At 71.1% G+C, this 25,876-nt stretch carries 17 protein-coding genes; 11 read left to right on the top strand and 6 right to left on the bottom strand.

From position 1 onward, the window contains the following. The first annotated feature begins 53 nt into the window (after positions 1-53). The 9 genes from ACFQ6X_RS16530 (at position 54) to ACFQ6X_RS16490 (ending at position 15,014) form a co-directional block, all read left to right on the top strand. A complete protein-coding gene (locus ACFQ6X_RS16530; protein ID WP_383182004.1) occupies positions 54-1,061 on the top strand; it encodes a C-terminal binding protein in 1,008 nt (335 codons plus the stop codon). Further along, positions 1,058-1,849 (top strand): class II aldolase/adducin family protein, encoded by a 792-nt coding sequence (locus ACFQ6X_RS16525; RefSeq protein WP_383182002.1) that lies wholly within the window; start codon positions 1,058-1,060, stop codon positions 1,847-1,849. The genes ACFQ6X_RS16530 and ACFQ6X_RS16525 overlap by 4 nt, the downstream gene beginning before the upstream one ends. A gap of 189 nt (positions 1,850-2,038) precedes the next feature. Then, on the top strand, positions 2,039-5,335 hold the full coding sequence (locus ACFQ6X_RS16520; protein ID WP_383182000.1) for a S8 family serine peptidase: 3,297 nt from the start codon (positions 2,039-2,041) through the stop codon (positions 5,333-5,335). Positions 5,336-5,625: 290 nt separating this feature from the next. Beyond that, positions 5,626-6,396: a sigma factor-like helix-turn-helix DNA-binding protein gene (locus tag ACFQ6X_RS16515; protein WP_383181998.1), complete on the top strand. Its 771-nt coding sequence runs from the start codon at positions 5,626-5,628 to the stop codon at positions 6,394-6,396. Between the two features lie 247 nt (positions 6,397-6,643). Continuing rightward, positions 6,644-7,246 carry a hypothetical protein gene (locus ACFQ6X_RS16510; protein ID WP_383181996.1) on the top strand — a complete coding sequence of 201 codons (603 nt, stop codon included), beginning with the start codon at positions 6,644-6,646 and terminating at the stop codon, positions 7,244-7,246. Positions 7,247-7,480: 234 nt separating this feature from the next. Continuing rightward, the gene (locus tag ACFQ6X_RS16505; RefSeq protein WP_383181994.1) at positions 7,481-7,639 is read left to right on the top strand and encodes a hypothetical protein; all 159 of its coding nucleotides are present in this window, start codon (positions 7,481-7,483) and stop codon (positions 7,637-7,639) included. A gap of 173 nt (positions 7,640-7,812) precedes the next feature. Beyond that, positions 7,813-8,196, top strand: coding sequence for a hypothetical protein (locus ACFQ6X_RS16500; RefSeq protein ID WP_383181992.1), 384 nt, complete (start codon positions 7,813-7,815; stop codon positions 8,194-8,196). Further along, positions 8,132-11,404, top strand: a complete 3,273-nt coding sequence (locus ACFQ6X_RS16495; RefSeq protein WP_383181990.1) for a S8 family serine peptidase — start codon at positions 8,132-8,134, stop codon at positions 11,402-11,404. Before ACFQ6X_RS16500 ends, ACFQ6X_RS16495 begins: the two co-directional genes overlap by 65 nt. A gap of 19 nt (positions 11,405-11,423) precedes the next feature. After that, positions 11,424-15,014 (top strand): S8 family serine peptidase, encoded by a 3,591-nt coding sequence (locus tag ACFQ6X_RS16490; protein WP_383181988.1) that lies wholly within the window; start codon positions 11,424-11,426, stop codon positions 15,012-15,014. Positions 15,015-15,101: 87 nt separating this feature from the next. Here ACFQ6X_RS16490 and ACFQ6X_RS16485 read toward each other — a convergent pair whose 3' ends face one another. The 3 genes from ACFQ6X_RS16485 to ACFQ6X_RS16475 all read right to left on the bottom strand — a co-directional run bounded on the left by ACFQ6X_RS16485 (position 15,102) and on the right by ACFQ6X_RS16475 (position 19,317). After that, the gene (locus ACFQ6X_RS16485; RefSeq protein WP_383181986.1) at positions 15,102-16,562 is read right to left on the bottom strand and encodes a M20/M25/M40 family metallo-hydrolase; all 1,461 of its coding nucleotides are present in this window, start codon (positions 16,560-16,562) and stop codon (positions 15,102-15,104) included. Beyond that, complete coding sequence (locus tag ACFQ6X_RS16480; protein WP_383181984.1) at positions 16,555-17,619, bottom strand: DUF917 family protein; 1,065 nt, start codon at positions 17,617-17,619, stop codon at positions 16,555-16,557. Before ACFQ6X_RS16480 ends, ACFQ6X_RS16485 begins: the two co-directional genes overlap by 8 nt. 66 nt (positions 17,620-17,685) lie before the next feature. Then, positions 17,686-19,317, bottom strand: coding sequence for an OPT/YSL family transporter (locus tag ACFQ6X_RS16475; protein WP_383181982.1), 1,632 nt, complete (start codon positions 19,315-19,317; stop codon positions 17,686-17,688). Positions 19,318-19,619: 302 nt separating this feature from the next. On the opposite strand from ACFQ6X_RS16475, the gene ACFQ6X_RS16470 reads away from it, so the two are divergent. Continuing rightward, positions 19,620-20,402, top strand: coding sequence for an IclR family transcriptional regulator (locus ACFQ6X_RS16470; RefSeq protein WP_383181980.1), 783 nt, complete (start codon positions 19,620-19,622; stop codon positions 20,400-20,402). 7 nt (positions 20,403-20,409) lie between these two features. Here ACFQ6X_RS16470 and ACFQ6X_RS16465 read toward each other — a convergent pair whose 3' ends face one another. From ACFQ6X_RS16465 to ACFQ6X_RS16455, 3 genes are all read right to left on the bottom strand, one after another. Next, positions 20,410-21,090, bottom strand: a complete 681-nt coding sequence (locus tag ACFQ6X_RS16465) for an AroM family protein (RefSeq protein ID WP_383181979.1) — start codon at positions 21,088-21,090, stop codon at positions 20,410-20,412. Positions 21,091-21,274: 184 nt separating this feature from the next. Next, positions 21,275-21,625: a hypothetical protein gene (locus ACFQ6X_RS16460; RefSeq protein WP_383181977.1), complete on the bottom strand. Its 351-nt coding sequence runs from the start codon at positions 21,623-21,625 to the stop codon at positions 21,275-21,277. Between the two features lie 178 nt (positions 21,626-21,803). Beyond that, entirely contained in the window at positions 21,804-24,620 is a 2,817-nt protein-coding gene (locus ACFQ6X_RS16455) for a M4 family metallopeptidase (protein WP_383181975.1), read from the bottom strand. A gap of 202 nt (positions 24,621-24,822) precedes the next feature. On the opposite strand from ACFQ6X_RS16455, the gene ACFQ6X_RS16450 reads away from it, so the two are divergent. After that, positions 24,823-25,836, top strand: a complete 1,014-nt coding sequence (locus ACFQ6X_RS16450; protein WP_383181973.1) for a LuxR family transcriptional regulator — start codon at positions 24,823-24,825, stop codon at positions 25,834-25,836. The last annotated feature ends 40 nt before the right edge of the window (positions 25,837-25,876 follow it).

Genomic DNA, 25,876 nt, shown 5'->3' with positions numbered 1-25,876 from the left:
CGAAACGTAAGTTTCCCGTCCATGAGGCAATCGAATCATTCTTGGTGGCTGCGGTGACGCGCCCGGTGGCCGTGGTCACCGAGACCGAGGAGCTGGATCCAGGACCGGGCCTGGAGCTCCTGGCCGACGCAGGCTTCGACGCCCGCTTCGTCGGCAGCCGCGACCCGGACGCCATCGCCGCCGCCGCGCACGACGCCGACGCGCTGATCGTCGGATACGCGCGCGTCGACGCGGCCCTCCTCGACCGGCTCCCCGCGGTGCGCATGATCGCCACCACGTCCGCGGGCCACGACATGGTCGACACCGCGGAGGCGGCCCGCCGCGGACTGTGGGTGTCCAACCTGCCCGACGCGGCGACCGAGGACGTCGCCGTGCACGCCCTCGCCCAGGCGCTCGCGCTCATCCGGCGCCTCCCGCAGGCCGACACCGTGGTCCGGGACGGCGGCTGGAGCAACGACTTCCCCGAACTCCCGCGCCGCGCGAGCGAACTGACCCTCGGCCTGGTCGGCTTCGGCCGCATCGCCCGCACCCTTGCCCGCATCGCCGCACCCCTCTTCGGCCGCGTCCTCGCCCACGACCCGCACGCCACCGACCGGGCCGACGGCGTCGAGCTCGCCGGCCTGGACACGGTGATCGCCGAGGCGGACGTCCTCTCCCTGCACGTCCCGTCCACCCCGCGGACCCGGGGCATGGTGGACGCGCCTCTGCTGGCCCGGATGCGACCCGGCAGCCTTCTGGTGAACGTCTCGCGCGGTGACCTCGTCGACGCCGACGCGCTTCTCGCCGCCCTCGACAGCGGCCGCCTCGGCGGCGCGGCCCTCGACGTATTCCCCGTCGAACCGCCCGCCGCCGACGACCCGTTGCGCCGCCACCCCCGCCTGCTGCTCTCCCCGCACAGCGCCTTCCTCTCGGATGCCTCGCTGCGCGCGTACGTCACCGGACCCGCGCACAACGTCATCGCCTGGTGGACCACCGGACGCCCGAACACTCCGGTCGTCGCCCCGGAACAGGCCGCCACCCCCGTACCCCGCACCGCCGGCACGCAAGGAGCCCCCGCGTGACAGACCTCCTCACCACCCTTGTCGCGACGGACGAGGCAGCCGCAGAGGAACTGCGCCTGCGCCGCGAACTCGCCGCCGTCTACCGGCTGGTCGCGCACTTCCGGATGACCGATCTGATCTTCACGCACATCTCGCAGCGGCTGCCCGGCCCCGACAACCACTTCCTGATCAACCCGTACGGGCTGCTCTTCGAAGAGATCACCGCCTCCAACCTGGTCAAGATCGACCTCGACGGAAACCCCGTCGAGCCGACCCCGCACCCGGTCAACCCGGCCGGTTTTGTGATCCACAGTGCCATCCACCGCGCCCGCACCGACGCCCACTGCGTCCTGCACACGCACACGAAGGCGGGCTGCGCCGTGGCCGCGCAGCAGGGCGGTCTGCTGCCGGTCAACCAGATGTCGATGGAGTTCCACAACCGCGTCGGCTACCACGACTACGAAGGCGTCGCCCTCAACCTGGACGAGCAGGAGCGCCTCGTCGCCGACCTGGGCGGCCACCCCGCGCTCATCCTGCGCAACCACGGCCTGCTCACCGTGGGTGACAGCGCCAAGCAGGCGTTCCTGCGGATGTACTACCTGGAGAAGGCCTGCGAGATCCAGGTCACCGCCCAGGCCGGCGCCACTCCGCTGATCATCCCCTCGGACGAGGTCGCGGAGTACACCGCCCAGCAGCTCGCCGGCGAGGGAGAGGCGTCCTCGGACTTCGAGGACCACGACGCCTACGACCTCGCCTGGGGCGCACTGTTGCGACTGGTGGGGCGGATCGCACCGGACTACAAGGACTGACCACCCACACCCCACGGGGGCCGGACCGACGCGCGACGGTCCGGCCCCTCCTGTGTCACCGGTCCATGCGACGTGTGGTGGCGGATCTACGACGCGTCGTCAAGTCGCCACTAGACGAACCCGGTTGAAGGCCCCTGCGCTGCGAGGATGCGTCGCGTCCTCGCTCCGTGAACCTTGGGGGTTCTCTCCATGCATGTCAGATCCATAGCCGCGGCCGCCGGCCTGGTGGCGGCGGCGCTCGTGCCCGTCACCGCCGCGCAGGCGGCCGGTCCGTCGGTCCCGGCCACCGCCGGCCGGCCGCAGGTGCCCGCGACCTTCACCGTGCCGCTGCCCACCGGCGACACCGTCACGGTCGAACGCTCCGGCACCGCCATCCGCTCGGCGACCGTCACACCGGCACCCGGCCGCTCCGACATCGCCTTCACGACCAGTTCCGTCGACTCCGACGACATGAGCGTCGTGCCCGCGGACGCCGAACCGCTGCTCGCCGCCGGCCGGGTCGACCCCCGGCTCTTCGACGTCAAGGCGCTGCTGGAGGCCGGTTACGGCACGAAGGGCACCACCACACACACCACGGTCGGGATGATCGTCCAGCACGCCAAGGGCTCCGGCGCCGCGGACAAGGCGCGCCGGGCCCTCGGCGACGCCGCCCGTCCCGGGCACCCCATCTCCCGGCTCGGCATGACCGCGCTCGACCCGCACGACGACGCCGACGCCGCCATCACCTGGAAGCGCCTCACCGCCGGCACCGGCCGGTCCCTCGCGGGCGGGGTGAACAAGCTGTGGCTGGACGGCAGGATGCACGTCGCCCTGGACAAGAGCGTTCCGCAGATCCACGCCCCCCAGGCCTGGGAGAGCGGGTACACCGGCAAGGGCGTCACCGTCGCCGTCCTCGACAGCGGCTACGACTCCAACCACCCGGACCTGGCGGGCCGGGTGACGGTCTCCTCCAACTTCCTCGGCGGCGCGAGTGCCGAGGACGACAACGGTCACGGCACGCACGTGGCCTCCACGATCGCGGGCGTCGACAGCACCTACCGGGGCGTCGCCCCCGACGCCTCGCTCGCGGTGGGCAAGGTGTGCGACAACACCGGTCTCTGCCCCACCTCCGCGCTCCTCGCCGGCCTCGACTGGGCCGTCAAGACCGTCCACGCCAAGGTCGTCAACCTCAGCCTCGGCGGCCCCGCGGACGAGACGGACCCCGCGATCGCGGTCATCAACGACCTGTCGGCGAGCACCGGCACGCTCTTCGTCGTCGCCGCGGGCAACGACGGCGAGTACGGGACCGCCACGGTCGGCGCGCCCGCCATCGCGAACGCCGCCCTCTCCGTGGGCGCGGTCGACGCCGACGACGAACTCGCCCCGTTCTCCAGCCGCGGCCCGCGCCCCAGCGACAACGCGGTCAAGCCCGACATCACGGCCCCCGGCGTCAGCATCGTCGCCGCGAAGCTGGGCGGCGGCCACACCTCCAAGAGCGGTACGTCGATGGCGACGCCGCACGTGGCGGGCTCCGCCGCACTCGTCGCCCAGGCACACCCCGACTGGACCGGCGAGCAGATCAAGACCGCCCTCATGAACAGCGCCGAGCCGAACGCGAAGCGCGCGGCCTACCAGCAGGGCACCGGCCGGGTGGACGTGGGCCGAGCCGTCGGACAGACGGTCCTCGCCTCCCCGGCGAACCTGACGACGACGGCCGGCTGGTCCGACGGAGCGGGCAAGGACACCGAGCACACCGTCACCTTCTCCAACTCCGGTGACAGCGACACGACACTCGGCCTGGCCATCGAGAAGCCGCTCTCGCCCACCGCCCAGCCGGGCAACGCCGGGCAGTTCTCGGTCGACCGCGACAAGGTCGCCGTCCCCGCGCACGGCACCGCGACCGCGACCGTCACCACCCGCGCCTCGCTGCTGCCGCACGGCCCGTGGTCCGCGGTTCTCACCGCCTCGCAGGACGGCAAGGCCGTCACCCGCACCATCCTCGGCGTCAACAGCCCCATCCCCACCCACCAGGTGACGCTCCACGCGGAGCAGCGCGACGGCACACCGGCGACGGGGTCCGCGCTGATGGTCAACCGCTGGACCGGCGACCGCTACCCGGTGCGCATCACCGCAGGCACCGGCACGGTGTCCGTGCCCGAGGCCCAGTACTGGATCGGCATGACGATCCACAGCGGCACCGGCACGGAACGCACCAGCACCATGGCCGCCGCCTCGGTCACCCCGGTCGAGGACACCTCGGTCGACCTCGACGCCCGCACCGCCGTGCCGGTAGGCGCCGACGTCCACGACGCGCGGGCCGGCGCCACGGCCGTGCAGGCCGCTCTCGCCCTGCCCGCCGGGACGGGCACGTACACCCTGAGCGTGGTCACCAACGGCGAACGCGCCGGTGAGTCCCTGTACGCGACGCCGTTCGCCGACGCGGACGCCACGTACCGTACGTTCGCCGTGTTCGCGTCCAAGGACGCCTCCTCGCAGGCGCCCAGCCCGTTCTTCTACCACGTGGCACGCACCTGGAAGGACGGTGTTCCCGTCCGTCCGTCCTTCTCGGTACAGCGCCGTGAACTGACGGACGTGGGAGTCCACTTCAACGCCCAAGGCGTTCCGGCCGCCGGCACCGCTGCGGCCACCCCCGACGACGACAGCCTGCTGCCGCTCTTCATCGACCAGTCGGTGCGTTTCCCCTCGACCGTGCACGACTACCGGACCGCCGGGGACTGGCTCGACCGGGCCTCGATCGCCGGCCGCCAGTCCGTCGTCACGTCGACGCAGACGTTCGGCCCGCACGCCCTGCGCCGCCTGGACTTCGCGGCAGCCGTCGTCGGACCCGGCCTGCCGGCCGCACCCGCCTACCGGATCAACGACTCCGTCATCTGGGCGGGGACGCCCTGGTTCGTCGACGGCGACGGCACCCGCGGCGGAACCGACTGGGGCGCCACCGGCACACTCACGCTGGCCAAGGACGGGCAGAGGCTCGGCGAGTGGAACGCCGTCGGCAGTGCCAAGACGGTGAACGTCCCGGCCGGCGCCGGCCGCTACACGCTCGACGCGGATCTCACCCGCGACCAGGCCTACGCCGCGCTGTCCACCCGCGTGCAGATGCAGTGGGCCTTCGACTCGGACACCGACGACGGCGCCGGGACCCTCCTGCCACTCATGGCCGTCCGCTTCACTCCGCACGGCCTCGACGCTTCCGGCGGTGCCCGGCGCCACGCGAGGACGCGGGTGGACATCGCCGTCCAGCGCGCACCGGGAGCCGCCGAAGCGACCGTCGCACCGGCGAAGCTGGAGGTCAGCTGGGACGACGGGGCCACCTGGCACTCCGTCAAGGCCCTTGACGGAAAGGGTGGGCAGCAACCGCACGCCGACCTGACCGCACCCGCCGGCGCCTCGTACGCGACCCTGCGTGCCACAGTCACGGCCAGTGACGGCAGCTCGGTGAAGCAGACGGTCACCCGTGCCTTCCAGGTCAACAAGTCCCGCCGGTAGACAGGGCGCGAGCGGACCGGCTGCCCTTTCCGGAGTCGGCCCGCTCACGCGATTCCGACGTGGCGAGGACACGACATGACGCAATTTCGCCACTCCGTGCCCGGAGCGTCGACAAACCCTTCACGGACCAGTGCTGAGGCGGTGAACCGGCCTTTCCGGGCGGCTGCGCACGCCTTCCCGGGCGCGAGACAGGGCCGAGGCCGTCGGCGAGACTGACGCCCATGCCCGATCCTGGACGATCAGTGACGACATCGGGGGAGTCGCGCGAGACGCCTCCCCGGGCCGATCGCGTGCCGACCACCGCCGCGGACGCGGAGGCCGCCACGGAACGGCTGCACGCCGTCTTCCGGCAGCTCGGGGACGATCTGCGCCGCGCCGAGGCGGCCGTGGCGGCCCTGCTCAGGGACCGGCCCGAGGACGACGGCCTGGTGTACGTGGAGACCGTCGACGGTCCTGCGGCCCAGGCCGGCCGGATCCTGGAGCTCGAAACGGGAGCGCGCCACACGTTCCAGGCGTTCCTGACCGGCCTGAACAGGATCACGCCGGTGCCGCAGACCCTGTCGGAGGCGTCGGACGCGTCCGACGGCGACCGCCGGGCCCCGTCCGGTGTCACCTACCAGCTCCTGGTCGACCGCGACTTCCTCGCCGAACCGGCGGCGGTGGCCGCCCTGGAGGAACGGGTGCGACGCGGTGAGCAGGTCCGGGTGACGGACAGCCCGCTGCTCAAACTGGCCGTGGCCGACGGGGACATCGCCATGGTCCAGCTCAGCCCGGAACGTGCGGTGCTGCTGCGGCAGCCGCTGACGACGCTGGTGACGGAGCTGTTCGCCACCGTGTGGCGGCACTCCCGGCCGTACCTCCGAGAGGTCGCCGAACTCACCCCGGTCGACCGGCAGATCCTGCAGCTCATGCTCTCCGGACTCACGGACGCGGCGACCGCCAAACAGCTCGGTACCTCGCCCCGGACGGTGCAGCGCAGACTGCGGGCGCTCATGGACCTGGCATCGGTGTCCTCCCGGCTCCAGCTCGGCTGGTACGCCATGCGGAACAACTGGATGTGACGCCACGGCACACCGCCGGTGGTGAAGCGACGACAGCGGCCGAGCTGTCTCACACTCGCCAGCGGTACGCCTTGTCCCGCGGCACGGCACTCCGCGACGATCCGGGGGTCTCCCCGCACCTCCCGTGTCGACAAGGAGTCCCGCGTGCCCGGATCCGGACGGTTACCGCTCCTGGCGGTGGCCACAGCCTTCGCCCTCGGCCCGGGCGGCCTCGGCCAGGTGCCCACCGCCGCCGAATCGGCCCCAGATGAACCTGGCCATCACGCCCTGGACCGACTCCCAGGCCGGCCACGACGGCGTGTACTCCTACGTCACCGACAAGTTCACCACCCAGCTCTCCGCACACGGTGAGGTGCTGGCGAAACGCATCACGGCCACCGGCTCGTTCCCTGCCCCGTACGCCGAGCCGACCGAGTACACGCTGACCATGGACAGTTCCCGCACCGCCGCGTACTGGAAGCTGTCCACGAAGACGCACTCGGAGTGGCGCTTCACCTCGGCCCGCCCGGCCTCCGGAACGGCGCCGCTTCCGTTGCTGCAGCTCTACTACGACCTGCCGCTGGACCTGCTCAACCGTGCCTCCGCAGGAGGGAAGTTCAGCTTCGCCGTGCGTACCGAGGAACCCGGCACGGCCGGCCCCGTGCGGGCGAGGACGCTGACGGCGGAGGTCTCGTACGACGACGGGACGACCTGGCACCAGGCGGGAGTGACCGGTGGTGACGGCGGCCGGTTCACCGTCACAACCCGCCATCCCGAGGGCGCCGGCTACGTGTCCCTGCGGATCGGCGCGCAGGACGCCGACGGCAACTCCGTACAACAGACCATCACCCGGGCGCACGTCGTGAAATGACGGGACCGGCCCGCCCCGCCGGGTGCCCCGGACGCCGTCGCGTCCGGGGGCACCCCGCGTTCGGGAGAGCGCGCTCCACCCCGTCCGGACGATCGGTTGGCGAGTGGACGTCATGTCGCCAACTCGCCAGCCCCACGCCTCCGGTGACCCCCTGTACCGCTCCCATACTGCTGTGTGGTCATCGCTGGCGATCATTCCGCGGTTCCTGCGCGGGTTTCCGGTAAAGGAGAGTGCGTGTTGAGGCAAGTCACCGCACGACGGCGAACCGTCGTCGCAGCCCTGCTCTCGGGTGTCATGAGCCTGCCATTGATGGGGGTGATGCCGGCATCGGTGGCCGCCCCGCCCGAGCCGAACCCGTACGCGCAGAAGACGGACGGCGCGGTGCGCGCGTAGCTCGACGCCGAGGACCGGGGCGGTTCGCGAGCCCCGCCGACAAGCCCCTCGTCAACACGATCCGCGTCACCCACCGGCCCGACCTGGGCTGACGCCGCCCCCCTGCCCAGGCGGGGACCGGCACCGCCCGGTCCCCGCCCCCTGCTCACACCCTCCGGAAAGAGAGTCCGCACGTGAGACAGCAACTCGCGCGACGGCACGGCCTGCTGGCCGTCGCGCTCACCATGGCCATGGGGGTGCCGCTCCTCGCAGCGGTCCCCGCCACCGCCGACCCCGCACCGACACCCGCATCCACCCTGCGGGTCAAGGTCGACGCCGAAGTCGTCAAGCAGCTGGACAAGAAGGACACCACGACCTTCTGGGTGCAGCTCGGCTCCCGTGCCGACACCTCGGCCGCGAAGAAGGCGAAGACGCGGACCGGGCGTGACAAGGCCCTCATCACCGCCAAGAAGAAGCACGCGAGCACCACGCAGGCCTGGCATCGAGGCACTGGTGAAGCAGGCGGGCGCGCACTCCACCTCGTACTGGATCAGCAACACCCTCAAGATCACCGGTGACAAGGCCCTCGCCACGAAGATCGCCGCGCGCCCCGAGGTCGCCTCCCTCGCGGCCGACCAACTGCTTCAACTGCCCGACGAACTGCCCGCCGAGCAGCAGCCGACGGTCAACGGCGTCGAGTGGAACCTCGACAGCATCGACGTCCCCAAGGTCTGGGACGAACTGGGCGTGCGCGGTGACGGGATGGTCATCGCGAACATCGACACCGGCGTCGACTACCAGCACTCGACACTGATGAGCACGTACCGCGGCCTGAAGACCGACGGCGCATACGTACACGACCACAACTGGTACGACGCCACCGCGAGTTGCTCGGGCGACGCCCCCTGCGACGACCACGGACACGGCACCCACACCATGGGCACCATGGTCGGCGACGACCACGACGGCAACCGGATCGGTGTCGCCCCGGGAGCCCGGTGGATCGCCGCCAAGGCGTGCACCCCGCTCGGCTGCCCGCAGGACGCGCTGATGGCCGCCGGCCAGTGGATCCTCGCGCCCACCGACAGCAACGGCAACGACCCGCGCCCGGAACTCGCCCCCGACGTGGTGAACAACTCGTGGGGCGCCGACGTCATCGACACCTGGTACAAGGACATGGTCCAGGCGTGGACCGACGCCGGGATCTTCCCCGCGTTCTCCAACGGCAACGCGGGCCCGGACTGCGCCACCGCCGGCTCGCCGGGTGCCTACACCAACAGCTACGCCACCGGCGCCTACGGCAGCGACGGCGCCATCGCGTACTTCTCCTCCCGGGGCACCGGCGAGGACGGAGCGGTCAAGCCCGATATCGCGGCCCCCGGCGTCGACATCCGTTCGGCCGCGCCCGGCGGCGGATACGCCATCATGTCCGGTACGTCGATGGCTTCACCGCACACCGCCGCCACCGTCGCCCTGATGTGGGCGGCTTCCCCGGCGATCCGCGGCGACGTCGCGGCCACCGAGCGCCTCCTCGACCGCACGGCACACGACGTCGACGACATCACATGCGGCGGCAGCGCCGAGAACAACAACGTGTTCGGCGAGGGCCGGCTCGACGCCTACCAGGCCGTCGCGTCCGTTCCGCGCGGCCCGCTCGGTGGTCTCCTCGGAACGGTCACCTCCGACGGCGCGCCCGTGTCCGGCGCCACCGTGGAGCTCGACGGGCCGATGAACGCCCTGGCCGACACCCGCGCCGACGGAACGTACAGCCTGCCGAAACTCATGGTCGGCGACTACCGGGTCAAGGTCACCAAGTACGGCTACACACCCGCCACGTCCACCGCCACCGTCACCGAGGACGCCACCACCACCCGCGACCTGAGCCTCGTCACCGCCCCCGCCGGCACGCTCTCCGGCACCGTGCGCACCCTGTCCGGCCCAGAGCCAGGTGCGCGGATCGAGGTGGCGGGTGCCCCCGCCGACACCGCCACGACGACGGCGGCCGACGGCACGTACAGGCTCCAACTGCCCGCGGGTACCTACCAGTTGACGGTCACTCCCGTCTCCCGGTGCGCCACGGGCGGATCGTTCAGTGTCGAGGTTCCCGCGGGCGACGGCAGCAAGGACCTCGCCGTGCCCAACCGCGGCGACCGGTTCGGCACCATCTGCAGGACCACGCAGAGTGCCGCGTTTCCGTCCGGAGCGACCAAGCTCAGCACGAGCAGCGACTACGAAGGATCAGCCGGGTTCAAGTTTCCCTTCCCCGTGGCGCTGTACGGCCGGACGTACACGCAGGCCGCAGCGAACGTCGAGGGCTACCTCAGCTTCGAGAAGTCCCTCAACACCGGAACCAACCGGTCCCTGCCCTACACGGGCTTTCCCAACGGCTCGCTCTACCCGTTCTGGGACAACCTCCAGCTGGCCACCGGCACCGGCGACATGTACTGGTCGGCCCGGGGCACCGCGCCGCACCGCGAAGTCGTCGTGGAGTGGCGGAACATGGCGACCAGCGCCGCTCGCACCCAGAAGCTCGACTTCGCCGTGGTGATCGGTGAGGACGGCACGTACTCCTTCCACTACCGCAACCTCGCCGACGGCGACTACGCACGGGGCCTGGGTGCCACGATCGGAGCCGAGAACGCGGACGGCACCGACGCCCTGCAGTACTCCCTCGACCAGGCGTCCGTGAGCGAGGGCCTGGCGGTCGAGTTCACGCCCACCCGCAGCGCCGCCCTGACCGGCACCGTCACCGACGGCAACGACAACAAGGCGGTCGCCGGAGCCACGGTCACCGTCGCCCGTGACGGTGAACCCGTCGCGACCGGGACCACCGGGTCCGACGGCACCTACCTCGTGCAGACGCCGGTGACCGGCGACCGGACCGACTACGACGTCACCGTCTCCGCCGCGCACTACACGGCGTACGAGGGCACCGTGCCCCTCGCGTCCGGTTCCACCGAGCGGCTCTCCACAACGCTTGCCACGGGCCGGGTCACCGCCACGCCCGCCGCCGCGACGACCGTCGTCGTACCCGCCGAGCAGAGCAGACAGCGCACCCTCACTCTCGCCAACTCCGGTTCCGACACTGCCTATACGGTCAGCGAGGCGGCCGGCGCCGGCTGGTTCGGTGCCGCGCCGGCCGAGGGACAACTGGCGAAGGGCGCTGAGCAGAAGGTCGTCCTCACTTTCGACACGCACGGCGTGGCGCCCGGCACCGTCCTCAAGGGCACCCTCGTCGTCGCGTCCGACAGCGGCCGCGCCGCCGAGATCAAGATCCCGGTGACCGTGTCCGTACCCGCTTACCGGACGGCCATAGACGCCGGCGGGGCCAAGGCGTACACCGACTCCGCCGCCGATGCCTGGACCCCGGACCGGAAGTACACCGCCGGCTCGTACGGCTTCGTCGGCCAGTCCTCGAAGACGAGCACCACCAACGCCATCGAGGACACCACCGACGACAAGCTGTTCCGCACCGCTCGCGAAGGCGCCCTCGAGTACCGCTTCGACCAGGTGCCCGACGGTACCTACCAGGTCGAGCTGGACTTCGCCGAGGTCGTCAAGGTCACGGCCGGACAGCGCCTCACCGATGTCCTCGCCGAGGGCTCCGTCCACCTGCCCGACCTGGACATCGTCGCTGAGACCGGCGGCAGCTACCGGGCGCTGACCAAGTCCTTCACGGTCACCGTCAGCGACGGGCAGCTCAACCTCCGTCTGGTCGCCACCGGAGCCGAGAAGACCCTCGTCAACGCCGTCCGCGTCACCCAGCGCCCCGACCTGAGCAGCTGACCACATGAGGAGTTCAGACGTGAACAGACACAGACTCCGGTGGCGAGGACTGCTCGCCACCACACTGGCCACGGTCATCGGAGCACCCTTCCTGGGCGCACTTCCGGCCGTTGCCGCCGACCCCGCACCGACCGCTGCGTCCACCTTGCAGAGCAAGGCGGACAGCGCCCTGCTCAAGGACTTCACCTCGCACGACAAGGTCTCGTTCTGGGTGCAGCTCGACTCGCAGGCCGACACCTCGGCCGCGAGGAAGGCCACTACCAAGACCGGTCAGGGCCGTGCCGTCCTGAAGGCCAAGACCGGATACGCCAAGAGCTCGCAGCAGGGACTCACGGCGCTGTTGAAGCAGGCCGGCGCGTCCTACACGTCGTACTGGATCAGCAACACCGTCAAGGTCACCGGGAGCAAGGCGCTTGCCACGAAGATCGCCGCCCGCTCCGACGTCGAGTCGATCGAGGCCGACGACACCGTCCCGCTGCCGCCCACGGCGGACGGCGTCGACGAGGCCGAGGCCGGCGGCGTCGAATGGAACGTCGACCGCATCAACGCACCCAAGGTGTGGAACGAGTTCGGCGTGCGCGGCGAAGGTGTCGTCATCGGCAGCATCGACACCGGCGCCGACTTCCAGCACCCCGCACTCGCGGCCGGTTACCGGGGCCTGAAGGCCGACGGTACGTACGACCACGCCTACAACTGGTTCGACGCGACCCACACGTGCGGCACGGCGCAACCGTGCGACGACCAGGGGCACGGCACCCACACCATAGGAACCATGGCCGGTGAGGACGGCACGATCAACACCATCGGCGTCGCGCCCGGTGCCCGCTGGGTCGCCGCCAAGGCCTGCACGACCGAGAACTGCCCGCGCGAGGCGCTGCTCTCCGCCGGGCAGTGGATGCTCGCGCCGACGGACGCCGACGGCCAGAACCCGCGGCCCGATCTCGCCCCCGACGTCATCAACAACTCCTGGGGATCCGACAGCCTGGACACCTGGTACCAGGCGATGGTCCAGTCCTGGCGGGACGCCGGCATCTTCCCGTCCTTCTCCAACGGCAACGACGGCCCGGGCTGCGACACGGCCGGTTCCCCGGGCGCCTATACGAACACGTACGCCTCGGGCGCCTTCGACAGCAACAACAAGATCGCCTCCTTCTCCTCGCGCGGCCCCGGTGTCGAAGGCACCGTCAAGCCGAACATCGCGGCACCCGGAGTGAACATCCGCTCGGCCGCCCCCGGCGGCGGCTACGCCGCCAAGTCCGGTACGTCGATGGCCTCACCGCACACCGCGGCCACCGTCGCCCTGCTCTGGTCGGCCGCCCCGGCGCTGCGCGGTGACGTCAACGCGACCGAGGCGGTGCTGAACAAGTCGGCGACCGACGTCGACGACACCACCTGTGGTGGCACCGCGGACTTCAACAACGTGTACGGCGAAGGCCGGCTCGACGCGTACGCCGCCGTCAACGCCGCCCCGCGCGACCACATCGGGGCTCTCACCGGCACCGTCACCATCGGTGGCGACCGGGCCGCCGACGTCCAGGTCTCCGTGGCCGGCCCGACGCACGCCACCCTGACCACGAAGAAGGACGGCACCTACGCCTTCCCCCGCCTGGTCTCCGGCGAGTACACGGCCACCGTGACCAAGTTCGGCTACCTCACGGACAGGGCCACGCTCACCGTCACCGACGGCGGCTCCACGCTCCACGACACGGCGCTCGCCACCGCCCCCACCGGCACCGTGACCGGCACCGTCCGCAGCGACTCCGGCACCGAGGCCGACGTCGCCATCAAGGTGCAGGGCACCCCGGTCCGCGCGGCAACCGCCTCCGACGGGACGTACAGGCTGACGCTGCCCGTCGGCAGTTACCAGGTCAGCCTGACACCGCTCAACCACTGCGCGGCCACCATCGGCATCGCGCTCGACATGGCCACGGGCGCGGCCACCAGGGACATCGCCCTCGCCACCCGCACCGACGCCTTCGGCACGACGTGCAGTCAGGTGACCGCGGACTTCCCGGCCGGCGAGACGAAGCTCGATCTCCTGAAGCCGTCCGAGGCGTACGCGCCGGTCACCCCGCCGTTTCCCCTCGCCCTGTACGGCCACACGTACGACAAGGGCTGGGTCGCCCGCGACGGCCAGGTGATCTTCGGCTACCTCGGGCTGATGGGCAACGGCCCGCTGCCGAACAGGAGCCCGGCCAACGGCGCGCTCTCCCCGTTCTGGGACCAGCTCGCCATGGACGCCTCCTCCGGCATCTACACGGCGGTGCGCGGCACCGCGCCACACCGTGAGTACGTCGTCGAGTGGCGCGACATGCTCCTGGCCCGCGACACCACACAGCGCATCGGCTTCGCCGCCGTGCTCGGCGAGGACGGCACCTACTCCTTCCACTACAAGGGCATCGACCCGAGCGAGAAGGGCTTCGCACAGGGCACCGGCGCCACCATCGGTGCGGAGAACCACGACGGCACCGACGCGCTCCAGTACTCGTACAACGAGCTCTCCGTCCGCGACGGCATGGCGATCCGGTTCCGGCCCGAGGGTCATGCCGTCGTCTCCGGCACGGTGACCGACGCCAATGACGGCAAGCCGGTCTCCGGCGCCACCGTCACCGTCAGCCGGGGAGGCACCGCCGTCGGCACCGCCACCACCCGGGCCGACGGCGCCTACCTGACGCAGGTCCCGGTGACCGCCGCGGCCGACCACAAGGTCACGATCACCGCACCTCACTACGCCACGGCGACCCGCACAGCCGAGATGGGCAGCCTGTCCGTGCTGCGCACCGAGTCCGCCCTGACCACCGGCGCGGTCCGGGCCGACAACGGTTCCGGCTGGCAGCTGGTCGTTCCGGCGGGCGAGCAGCGCCGCCGCACCCTGACCCTCAGCAATGACGGCTCGTCCGCCGCGTACACCGTCGCGGAGAAGTCCGGCGCCTCCTGGCTGAAGGTCGCCCCGGCGTCCGGCACCCTCGGCGCGGGTGCGCGGCAGCAGGTCACGCTGACGTTCGACACGACGGCCGCCAAGCCCGGCACCGTCTACACGGGAACCCTCGTGCTGACATCGGAGAGCGCCCGCACACCGACGCTCTCCCTGCCGCTGAAGCTGGTCGTCCCGGCGTATCAGAAGGGTGTGGACGTCGGCGCGGACACCGCGTCCGTGGACGCCGCCGGCGACACCTGGACGGCGGACCGGGCCTATGCGGAGGGCGCGTTCGGGTACGTGGGCGACAGCACCGTCCTCACGTACACCCGCAAGGACATCGCGGGTGCCGGCAGCTCCCAGGAGCAGCAACTGCTGCGCTCCGGCCGGGAGGGTGTCGGCGAGTACCGCTTCGGAGCCGTCCCGAACGGCGTCTACCAGGTGGAGCTCGGATTTGCCGAGCCGGCGGGCGTGAAGCCGGGACAGCGCGTCTTCGACGTGACGGCCGAAGGCCTGGAGAAGGTTCCGGACGTGGACGTCCGCCTGGAGTCGGGCGCCGCCCGGACCGCGCTGTCCAGGACGTTCACGGTCAAGGTCACTGACGGCCGGCTGGACGTGGGCTTCAAGGCGGTCACCGGCACGACGCTGGTCAACTCGATCCGGGTGACGCAGCGCCCCGACCTGACGAGCTGATCCGGCAGGTCCGAAAGAGCGGGAGGGCCCGCCCCGGAAGCATTCCGGGGCGGGCCCTCCCGCACAGGCCGAGCTGGAGCGATCCGTTCAGTCCGCGCAGGCCAGCAGCGCGTAGTCGTTGAGGATCAGCGACAGGCCGGCTGTGAGGCGTCGCGCGTAGGGGACGTGGAGGGACTCGTTCGGACCATGGGCGTTCGCGCCCGGGCCCAGCACTCCGCACGCCAGGAACTGCGCCTCGGGGAACTGCCGGGTCAGCTTGCCCATCAGGGGAATCGTGCCGCCCTGCCCGATGCGGGCGACGTCCGCCCCGTCGAAGCAGGCCCGGCTCGCCGCCGACAGTGCCGCTTTGAGCCACGGCTGTTCGGCGGGTGCGTGCCAGCCGTCGGCGACGACCCGGTCGGGCGTGAACCGGACCGACGTGCCGTACGGCGGGTCCGCCTCAAGGATCCGGCCGACCTCCGAGAGGGCTGCCGCGCTGTCCACCGTGGGGGGCAGCCGCAGCGAGACCTTGACGCGGGTGTGCGGACGCAGCACGTTGCCCGCCGACGCCACCGGAGGAATTCCGTCCGCTCCGGTGACCTCCAGGCTGGGGCGCCAGGCCCGGTTGAGGAGAAGCTCCTCGGGGTCGCGCGTCACCGGGGACGCGTTCCCGTACCAGTCGAAGCGGCCCCAGACCTGCTCGCCCAGCAGGGCCGCCGCGTCACGCGTCTGGGCGCGCCGCTCGTCCGGCACCTCGCTGTGCAGTACGTCCGGGCGCAGCGAACCCGTCGCGCCGTCCTCCAGCCGGTCCAGCAACTGCCGCAGCACCCGGAACGACGACGGCACCACGCCGCCCGCGTCCCCGGAGTGCGCGCCGTCGCCGAGGACCCGCACGTCGAGCGTCCCGCCGCAGGCCCCGCGCAACGACGTGACCAGCCACAGCCGTTCGTAGTCGCCCGCCCCGGAGTCCAGGCAGACCACCAGGCCCACCTCGCCGATGCGCGGCGCGAGCAGGGCGAACCAGTGGTCGAGGTCGGGGCTGCCCGACTCCTCACCGGCCTCGAACACGCCGACGCAGCGCGGCCGGGCCGCGCCCTGCTCGGCGAGCGCCCGCACTGCGGTCACCGACGCGGGCAGTGCGTACCCGTCGTCGGCGCCGCCACGGCCGTACAGCCAGGGGTGGTCGAAGGCCGGTTCCCACGCGGTGCGGCCCTCGGTCCATCCGTCGCCCTCGGGCTGCTTGTCGAGATGGCCGTAGAACAGGACGGTCTCCTGCGCCCGCGTTCCCTCGCCCGGCACCTCGAAGAAGATGAGCGGCGTACGTCCGGGAGCGCGCAGGACCTCCACCCGCAGGCCCGGCAGGGGCACGTCCCGGAGCCACGCGGCCGCCTCGTCGACGGCCCGGTCGAGGTGGCCGTGGGCCTCCCAGTCAGGGTCGTACGCGGGGCTGACCGCCGGGACACGGATGTGCCGCTGGACGAGGGGGAGTACCTCCGTCTCCCACTGGGCGTCACAGAACTCCCGTACGGGGCCGGCCTCGGCGACACCGGCCGGAACCTGCTCAGGCATCGGCGAGGACCTTCGCGGCCGGGGCGAACCGGATGCCGAGCAGCTCCTCCACCGGCGCGTACACCTCGGGCATGTACATCGTCCGCGAGAGCAGCAGGTTCTCCGCCGGGGCGACCAGGACGCTCACCTGCTTGCCGACCTCGACGTCCGCGGAGGCGAGCGGCTGTCCGGCCTCGTCGAACGTCGTGATCAGGTCGGGGAACGATGCCCGGCGCGCACCGGCGACATCGAGCGCCATGTACTCGTTGACGATGTACAGGGTGGTGCTCGCCTGGTCGTCCAGGACCGCGACGCCGACGTCCAGGCCCTCCCGCTGCTCGCAGCGGTACTCGCGCACCGTGCCGGTCACGGCGATCTCACCGCCGAGATGCTGGGCGGCGCCGAGCACGCCGCCCGCCAGGAAGCGGCGGCCCAGTTCGATGGCGAAACCGATCGCGCCCGGGGCGCCGTTGCGCACCGCGTAGCCGACTTCGACGGGGTTGCGGGCGACGCCCACCCAGCCGCCCGCCTCGACGGAGGCGCGCCGGACCACGTTCGATGTGGCCTCCAGGCCGCCGGAGACCGAGCCCTCGACGTACGCGTACGGCTTGCCGCCCGCGTAGCCCTGGCTGGAGAGGTAACCCTCCTCCTGGTGCAGGCCCATCGCGCCCATCACGCTGGAGGGGTGGGCGCGGCCGTTGCAGGCCAGGTCGATGACGGGCAGGCCGGTCATCGCGGAGTGGAACCAGCCGTTGATGGTGGTCTCGGCGCCGTTCTCGTTCGTGTGGATCGCGACGAGCGGGCGCGGCAGGTCACGGCGGAGCAGCTCCAGGGCGCGCAGCAGGTGCGTGGGCAGAACCCGCGGGTCGGGAGCGGCGGGGGCGCCCACCAGGGCCACCGTCGCGGTCAGGTCGCCGTCCGCGAACTCGTCGGCCGTCCACAGCTCCGGTATGCCGATCTCGAGGGCCAGTTCGGCGGTGCGCAGACCCCGCTCGACGAAGCCGCCGCCGCCTCCGCCCAGTACGGCACCGCCGAACACGGCCGCGCGGATGTCGTCATGGGTCAACTGTCGCTTCACGGGGGTCTCCCAGGGTGGTTCTGTACAGGGGTGCGAGAGGACGTACGGGCTGTCCGGCGGCGTGGCCTACTTGGCGGCCTTGAACACGCCGTTGCCGAACGAGTAGAGGGCGTCACCGGCGATCGCGCCGCCGGCGAAGACCTCCAGGTCGTCCTTGGCCTTGGGGCCGAGGACGCGCGGGGCGAGGACGCGGACGGCGACGCCGGCGGCGACCATCCAGCCGGCCATCGGTGTGGTGATCAGCAGCCCGGTCGCCAGCAGGATGCCGAGCTGGCGCTTCGATCCGCCGAACAGCTGGACGAGCGCGCCGGGGATCGCCCACAGGGCGAGGTCCCGGGCGGTCTCCACGGACGGGCCCGCTTTGATCGCGGCGACGTAAGCGGCATCGATCGGGGCGGTCTGCCCGTTGTCGAAGAACATCCGGTACGAGACGAGGACGACGACGATGGCGACGCCGAAGCCGATCATCGCGGCGATCAGCTGCTGACGGCGGCCCTCCAGTTCGAAGGCCGGGTCGGCGTTCTCGCCGCGCAGCAGATGGCCCGCCTTGAGGTCGTAGCCCATGTCGGCGAAGGCCGGGCCGGTCGCGGCGGTGAAGCCGGACAGCACGACGAGGGCCTCGGGCGGGAAGCCGATGAGGATGCCGAGCAGCAGCGTGATCAGGGCGATCGCGAAGGCCGGGAACCATCCGGAGTGCATCGAGGCGATGCCGACGAGAAGTTCGTGCAGGAACGCGGCGACGGAGGCGTACAGGAGAAAGCCGATCAGCATGCCGGGGCTCATGTGCGTGGCGGCGCCGGTGCCGAACGCCAGCAGGACCGAGATCACGAGGTAGGCGCCGAATCCCAGCCGCATGGAGCGCCCCAGATCCCGGGCGCCTTCCGGTGCGTCGGCGGGTCCGGTCGCGCGGGTGTCGTCCGCCGGGGTGCGCCGGGCCTGGACGATGGTGCGGCCGACCTGGACGAGGGCGACCAGGCCCGCGCCCATCATCATGCCGTGGGGCAGGTACATGGCGCCGAGGTCGAGGCCGAACAGCGGGTCGGCGTACTGGTTGAACAGCAGGCCGACGCCGAAGGCGGCCATGGCGCCGAGGCCGCCGATCAGGGCCACGCCGAACGCCGACATCGGCAGCGCGAACGCGGCGCCGGCCAGACCGGTCAGCAGACCGAGGCCGAGCACCTTGGCGCGGCGGCCGCCCTCGTCGCCCGCCTTGATGGCCTGGGCGGCGGCGAGCCCCGGCGGCCAGGGGTTCTTCGCGGGGAAGGCCGGCGTGTCGTACATCCGGTAGAGCAGCCAGGCGTCGACCAGCATCGCGGCGGCCACCCCGATGAGCATCGGGATGATCATGTTGTCCATCCCGAACAGGAACGGGATGCCGATCGGCAGGAAGAGGCTGTTCGCGGCGCCGAACGTGGCCGATGAGATGCTGGTCTGTGCGAGGTTCTGTGCGTGCACCGAGCGGAAGCCGCGGAACCAGACGAGCGGGATGCGGGCCAGCGTCATCGCGGCCAGCGCGCCGATCAGCGAGGTGCTGGGGGTGACGCCGAGGGTGGCGAGCAGCTGCACCCCCACGATCGCGCCGAACACGCTGAGCACCACGGTGAGGATCAGATTGCCGGGGGCGAGGGCACGGGGATGGCGGTGTCCCTCACTCGCGGATGGCGAGGTCTCTGCCTGGGGAGAGGCGTCAGTGCTCATGGGTCTTCGTGCTCCCGTGCGGGTGGGCGCCTTGTCAGTCGCCTGGGGAAGTTCTAAAATATGGAACAGGGTGTAAATATCTGGATCTCCCTGGATCATCCATATGGCGCAGTCCGCCGTCAAGGACTGAGTCCGGGTTCTCGACATGTGGGCGGTCCGAAGTCGCGGGCGGAGTCGCGGACGAGGGGCGGTCGGGGATGCGCCGGGGCGCCCCCCGGACGAGGGGCGGTCGGGGATGCGCCGGGGCGCCCCTTACGATCGGACGACATGACTCGGGGGAGCTCGGGGGAGGCGGGAGAACGGTGAGCACACTCGCCAACGCGCGCGATGTCCTGCAGTTGATGGCGCGTCTGCAGCGCGACGTGACCGTGACGGATGTCGCGGGGGCGCTGGACCTGCCCAAGAGCTCCGTGTCGCGGACGCTCAGCATGATGGCCGACTACGGCTTCCTCGACCGCGACCCGACGAGCCGCGCCTACCGCCCCGGCGTACTCGTCATGGAGGCCTCGTACCACTTCCGTGCCTCGCGCAGTACGGCCTCCCTCCTGGAGGAGGAGCTGGCCAGGCTGGTCGCCGACATCGGATACACCGGGTACGTGGACGTGCTCGACGGGCCCGAGTCACTCGTGCTCCACATGCGGCTCGGGACGACCGGCGCCCTCCAGGCGTACACCCCGGCCGGCACCCGGGCACCGGCCTACGCCAGTTCCATGGGGCGGGCGCTGCTCGCCCGCCTGGACGACGCGCAGGTGCTGCGCCTCGTCGACGCGCGCATGGAACAGAGCACGGGCTCGGCACCGCGCACCCCCGGCGAACTGACGTCCTGCCTGGCCAGGGTGCGCGCCGATGGCTGGGAGTCCTCGCGCGGCGAGTACGTACCGAACGTCGCCGGCGTCTCCGCCGCCGTGCTCGACAGTGACACCGGACAGATCTTTGGCATAGGCGTCGCACTGCCCGCGTCCGAGCTGCACGACGGGAACGCGGCCCGCTTCGGCCGGGCGGTACGGGACGCCGCCCTGCGCGTCGGCAAGCGCATCGGCGACCCGTACTGGCTGCGGTACGTCGAGACCGACGCCGGCCGCTGAGGCGCCCTCAGCTCAGGAGGGGTCCGAGGGCGGCGCCCACCAGCGCACCCGGCGTCAGGACCGGCACGGTGATCCCTGCCGCTCGCAGGGACCGGCGGTGCCGCGCCCCGTACCCCATGCAGTCGAGCATCAGGGCGTCCGCGCCGGCCTCGAGATGGGTGCACGCCGCCGCGAGCAGGGCCGCGTCGTTGTCGGCGTACGGCGAGGCCGTGGTGAAAGCGGGGTCAGGAACGGCGGCCCGCCACTTCTCCCGCGCCTCCGTCACCTGCTCGGGCAGCGGGAGGACGAACCCGACACGGCTGCCCCGCAGTACGGTGCCGACGTACCCCGTGACCAGGGCGTCCGGCTCGACGAGCCGGGCTCGCCGGGTCCGCAGGCCCGGGAACGCGCCGGTGCACAGGAGCACCACGACATCGGCGCCCGCGTCCTCCTCCTGATCGATGCGGGACTGCAGCCCCGCTCCGACCGCATCGGCGTCCAGAGTCACGGAACTGCCATCGGTCAGCCGGCTCAGCAGGGTCGCGCGTCCCTCTGTCGCCCCGAAGCGGAGCTCGACCTCCCCGCGGCTCAGACCGTCGAGCACGCCGGCGTGCCGTATGCGCGCGGTCGCCGGCAGGTGCGCCTCGATGGCTTCGGACAGGTCCGGACGGGGGGCCTGGCCGATGGTCAGGAAGGTGAGCGTGTGCACGGCGCCTCATCTCCGACGAGTTCTAGATATTGAATAGAGGTTCCGGATTAATGTAGTGGGCGGTGGCATGCGTGGGTAGGGGAATCTGTGGCGCGCACGCGATTGCACTCCCGCCATGCCGAGAACCCCCTGGGCAGGGCACAGGGGGTTCTCGGCAAAGCGTCCGGCGGTCAGCCGGCACGGGTCAGGACAGGGTGTACGTGGTCGTCTTCAGCCACACCATGTCGTCGACACCGTCACTGTCGAGGTCGGCGGCGAGGTAGTTGCGACCGCCTATCAGGAACGCGCCTCCCACGCCGTACTGGAAGGACCAGCCCGTGGTGAGCACCGACGGGTCCCAGGCCCCGAGGGCCGCTCTCGGTCCCGCCGGCCAGCAGCTTGCGGCCGCCGGGCCCGTTGATGAACCGGACACCTCGTAGAGGGCTGACCACGGAGCTGGTGGTGTCCGCCCGTTGGCGCCGAAGCCCCTGAACGTACCGAAGCTGACCTGGTGGTCGGAGTACGGCGAGAACGGGCTGACGGCGTCGTAGCACATGACCATGCGGGCCTTGCCGCAGCTTCACTCCGCTGCCAGCAGGCCATTCCGAACGGATCATGCGCGGGCACGGGAGGGCGGGCGGTCGACCGGCCGGGGGCGGCCCGCTCCCGGCGGAGCACGTGGAGAGGCGGCCGGGCTCCCCAAAGCCGGCCGCCTCCCGTTCATGCGTCCCGGATCAGCAACGGCCCGCCGGGCGGTCGCGCTTCACCAGGTTGGTGTAGCCGGTGGTGCCGTCCAGCCACAGGACGCGCTGGCCCTCGTCGGCCGTCGCGTAGACCTGGTCGCCCCGGTTGCAGGAGACGCGCTGGGCGCCGCCCTTGCCGTCGGGCGCCATCTGGTAGAGCTTCGGCAGCGTCTCGTTGCCCCACGACGTGGCCGGCGGCAGCGAGGTGACGGTGACCGCGTCGTCCGATGCCGTCAGCGAGTATGCGTACATCGGGCTGTCGCTGGACTCCGGGGCGACGGTGACCGGGTTCGTGCCGTCGACGTTCGCGCGGCGCACCTCGGTCTGGCCGGTGTCGGTGGCGTCGTTGTCCTCGATCCAGAAGACACCGTCGTCGGTGATCGCGGTCTGGCCTACGCTCAACGTCTTGGTGCTGTCGACAACCGGCATCGTCGTCCTGACGCCGGTCGCCCCGTCGAACACCTCGACGCCGAGCGTGTAGTTGCCGTTCGCGTCCGGAGCCACCTTGGCGTAGGCGATCTTGCCGTCCTTGATGGAGGGCAGGCCCGAGACGTTGTAGGGACGACCGCCGTCGACCAGGCCGATCTCGCCGGTCTTCATGTTGACGTACCGGACGTTCGTGACCCCGAACTGCGGGTTGAAGGCGGTGTACGCGACATAGTCGCCGTCCACGACGAGTCCGGAGACGTCGGTGCCGATGGCGTCGACCTGCTTCGCGAGCCCGCCCTTGACCGGGCGCGCCATGATGCGGACGCCCGAGCTGCCGTACTGGGCCCACACCACCGTCTTGCCGTCGGTGTCCGCGTAGACGTTGTAGTCACCGTTGTTGCTGCTCACCAGCTGCGGCGTGCCCTTGCCGGACGTGTTGCCCAGCCACACGGAGTACGGCTCGCTGCCTTCCTCGTTCGAGTTCGAGACGGCGTACTTGCCACCGCCCGCACCGACGCCGGTGTTGTAGATGTTGACCTTGCCCTGGATCAGGTCGGTGTCGACGCCTAGTGCCTTCTCCCAGCCGGGCACGATGCCGTGCGCGTCGAAGGAGCGCGTGACGATCTTCAGCTGGGCCTTGGTGGCACCGAGCTCCTTCGCGGCGGCGATGACCGCGGCGCGGCCCTCGGTGAAGCCGTCCAGGGGCGTCATGTACGCGGACAGGGCACGGTAGACGATCTGGTCGGCGAACTCCGCGCCGAGGTCCTGGCGCATGTCCCAGAGGGAGCCGGAGAAGATCGTGGAGTTGAGGTGCACGCCACCGTTGTCACCGCGGTAGGTGACGCCGATGAAGTTCTTCGCCGTGGTGGCGCCGTCGTTGAGGTCGCGCAGGGCGCACTCGCGGGGGCTGAGCGTGGTGCACAGGTCCTCGCCGAGGAGACCGGCGTCCGGGTCGTCCATCGACTGCCCGTTGGCCTCCAGGTCGATGGCGTTGCCGAAGTAGTCGGCGATGGCCTCGTTCATCGCGCCGGACTGGCCCGCGTAGACCAGGTTCGCCGTGTGCGTGACGACGCCGTGGGTCATCTCGTGGCCGACGACGTCGGTGTCGGCGGAGAAGGTGCGGTAGTCGCCGCCGCCCTGGCCGTACACCATCTTGGTGCCGTCCCAGAAGGCGTTGTTGTACGGCTGGCCGTTGCTGACCACTCCGACCAGGGAGTAGATGTAGCCGTCCTTGTCGTCGAGGCTGTTCCGGTCGAAGTGGTTCTTGTAGTAGTCGTAGACCTTGCCGGCCGCCCAGTGGGCGTCCACGGCACCGGAGTCGGTGTAGTCCTTGCCGAGCTCCGGGGTTTCGGGCTGGAAGTACTTGACGCCGGTGGGCCATACGCCGGACGCGCTCCCGGCCTCACGGCCGCGGGCGTCGTACGTGGCGATCATGGGGCCCTCGTACGGGGAGTCGGCGGGCCGCTTGCTGTAGTCGATCATCTGCAGGAGACCCTTGGAGTCCTTGTACAGATTTACGTCGACCTTGTCACCGTTGTAGCGGACACCGCTGCCCTTGACGACGAGCTGGTCGGCGGCGTCGGTGGAGGCGTCGCCGGCCGGGGCCGCCGCGGCGTCCGTGGCACCGGTGGCCGTGCCCGTGGCGCCGAACGTCTGGATGCCGCTGTACTGCATGACCGGGAAGCCGGAGTGTGCGTCGATGTACACCTCCTGCTGGACCGGCGAACCGTCGGCCGGGTTGGTGCCCGTGACGGTGATGTGCCGGGTCAGCACTCCGGTGCCCTGCGGAAGTACGGTCACGGCGCCGGCCGTACCGGACAGCTGGACCTTGCCCGGCTTCTCGCCCTTGGCCGGGGCCTTGAGCAGCCCGCCGCCCAGCTGCGAGGAGACGGCGCCGATCGCGCGCTCGATCGCGGTCTTCTCGGAGACCTTCGGCTTCACCGTGTCGAGCTCGATCTCGGTGAAGTAGTTGCCGGACGTGCCGGTGACGGTGCGCTTACCGTCCTTCTTGGTCATCCTGACCAGGTACTGACCGCCCAGGACCTCGACACCCTTGTACTTCTGCTGGAGGCGGACCGTCTCCTTGCCGCCCTTCTCCGTCGTGGTTCCGGCCGAGGCCAGGTCCTTCGCCGAGGTGGCCGCGATGTGGTAGCGGCCCTTCCTGGCCTTGAGATGGCCGCGGGCGGCGTCGGCCGCGGTGCCGGAGGCTGCGGCCTCCTCGTTCAGTCCGGTGACGAGCGACGGAGTCTCGGTCTCCGTACCCGGCGTCACCTCGGACGAGGCGGGCGTGGTGGCGGTGTCCGCGTGGGCGGCCGGTATCGCCGTCACCAACAGGCCTGCGGCCGCCAGCACTGCGGCGATGCCCTGACCGACGATCATGGTGCCGGATCCCTGTCCTTCTCTGGCTGATCTCTTGCGCGATGAACTCCGCACGGTGCCCCTCCGGTGCCACTGCTGCATGAACGGATATCGGATACGGACATGCAAGTACCGGATCGGGGGTGTGAACAATGCGTTCCGGGTGTGCACTTGTGGACGTCCACACTTGTGTGGCCTGCATTGACAGGCAAGAATTCGGCCAGTGGGGCTGACTGGGTGGGACACGCAATGGCAGGCGCTCGGGCTCGGATCGGACGAACTCCGGGTGTACGAAGCGTTGCTCGATGTACCCGAACACGCCTCCCGTACCGCGCTGGCCCAGTCCCTCGGGCTGCCCGTGCGCCGGGTCACGAACGCGCTCGACCGCCTGGCCGAGCACCACTTCACCCACCCGGCCCGAGGTACGGCGGGGCTGCCCGCCGCCGTGGCTCCCGCGACCGCGCTGCGTAACCTGATTCACCTGAGACAGGCCGAACTCCTGCACAAATCGGCCGAGTTGGAGGAGCTGACCGGATCCGTCGACCGGATCGCCGCCCAGCTGCTGAGCTCCGTGAACACCCCCCGCGCCACCGGCGTCGAGACGGTCCGGGGTGGCGCGGCGATCGCCGCGCGGGTGGCCTCGCTGCTGGTGTCGGCGAGCGAGGAGGTGGCACTTCTGGACCGGCCGCCCTACGCGGCCAGTCAGCCGGACGGAATGCCCGCGCCCCTTGACGTGGCCGAACCCGTCCGGCGCGGGGTCCGGGTGCGTGTCGCGGTGGACCGGGAAGGACTGAGCTTCCAGGGACGTGCGCGCGGCCTGGGCGATCTGGCCGTGCAGGGCGTCCAGATACGGGTGGGAACGGATCTGCCGACGAAGCTGATCACGGTGGACCGGCGGGTGACCCTGCTGCCGCCGACCGACGCGGCGGACCCGACGGCCTCGGCCCTGGTGGTGAGCGACTCACTCCTGAGCAACGCGTTGGTGCCGTTGTTCGAGTCGGTCTGGGAGCGGGCCGTCCCCATTGGGTCCGTCACGCACGACCGGATCACGGACGAGGACCGGGAGCTGCTGACGATGCTCGCCTCCGGCCTGAAGGACGAGGCGATGGCCCGGCGCCTCGACATCCACGTACACACGGTCCGCCGCCGCATCACCCGCCTGATGCAGGTTCTGAACGCGGAGACCCGGTTCCAGGCCGGGGTGCAGGCGGCGCTGCGGGGCTGGCTGACCGTGTGAGGGCGGCCGGTTCAGAAACGAATTCCACGACCGGAACCAA

Origin of the sequence: Streptomyces sp. NPDC056452 (genome assembly GCF_042796085.1) — a bacterium.
In the GTDB taxonomy this organism is placed as follows: Bacteria; Actinomycetota; Actinomycetes; order Streptomycetales; family Streptomycetaceae; genus Streptomyces.
Note: the sequence above shows the minus strand (reverse complement) of the source record. Positions and strands in the feature narration are given on the sequence as shown.

Coding starts and splice junctions, on each gene's coding strand:
- ACFQ6X_RS16520 (WP_383182000.1), top strand. CDS start 2,039: ATGCATGTCAGATCCATAGCCGCGGCCGCCGGCCTGGTGGCGGCGGCG.
- ACFQ6X_RS16510 (WP_383181996.1), top strand. CDS start 6,644: ATGAACCTGGCCATCACGCCCTGGACCGACTCCCAGGCCGGCCACGAC.
- ACFQ6X_RS16485 (WP_383181986.1), bottom strand. CDS start 16,562: ATGCCTGAGCAGGTTCCGGCCGGTGTCGCCGAGGCCGGCCCCGTACGG.
- ACFQ6X_RS16475 (WP_383181982.1), bottom strand. CDS start 19,317: ATGAGCACTGACGCCTCTCCCCAGGCAGAGACCTCGCCATCCGCGAGT.
- ACFQ6X_RS16460 (WP_383181977.1), bottom strand. CDS start 21,625: ATGTGCTACGACGCCGTCAGCCCGTTCTCGCCGTACTCCGACCACCAG.
- ACFQ6X_RS16455 (WP_383181975.1), bottom strand. CDS start 24,620: ATGATCGTCGGTCAGGGCATCGCCGCAGTGCTGGCGGCCGCAGGCCTG.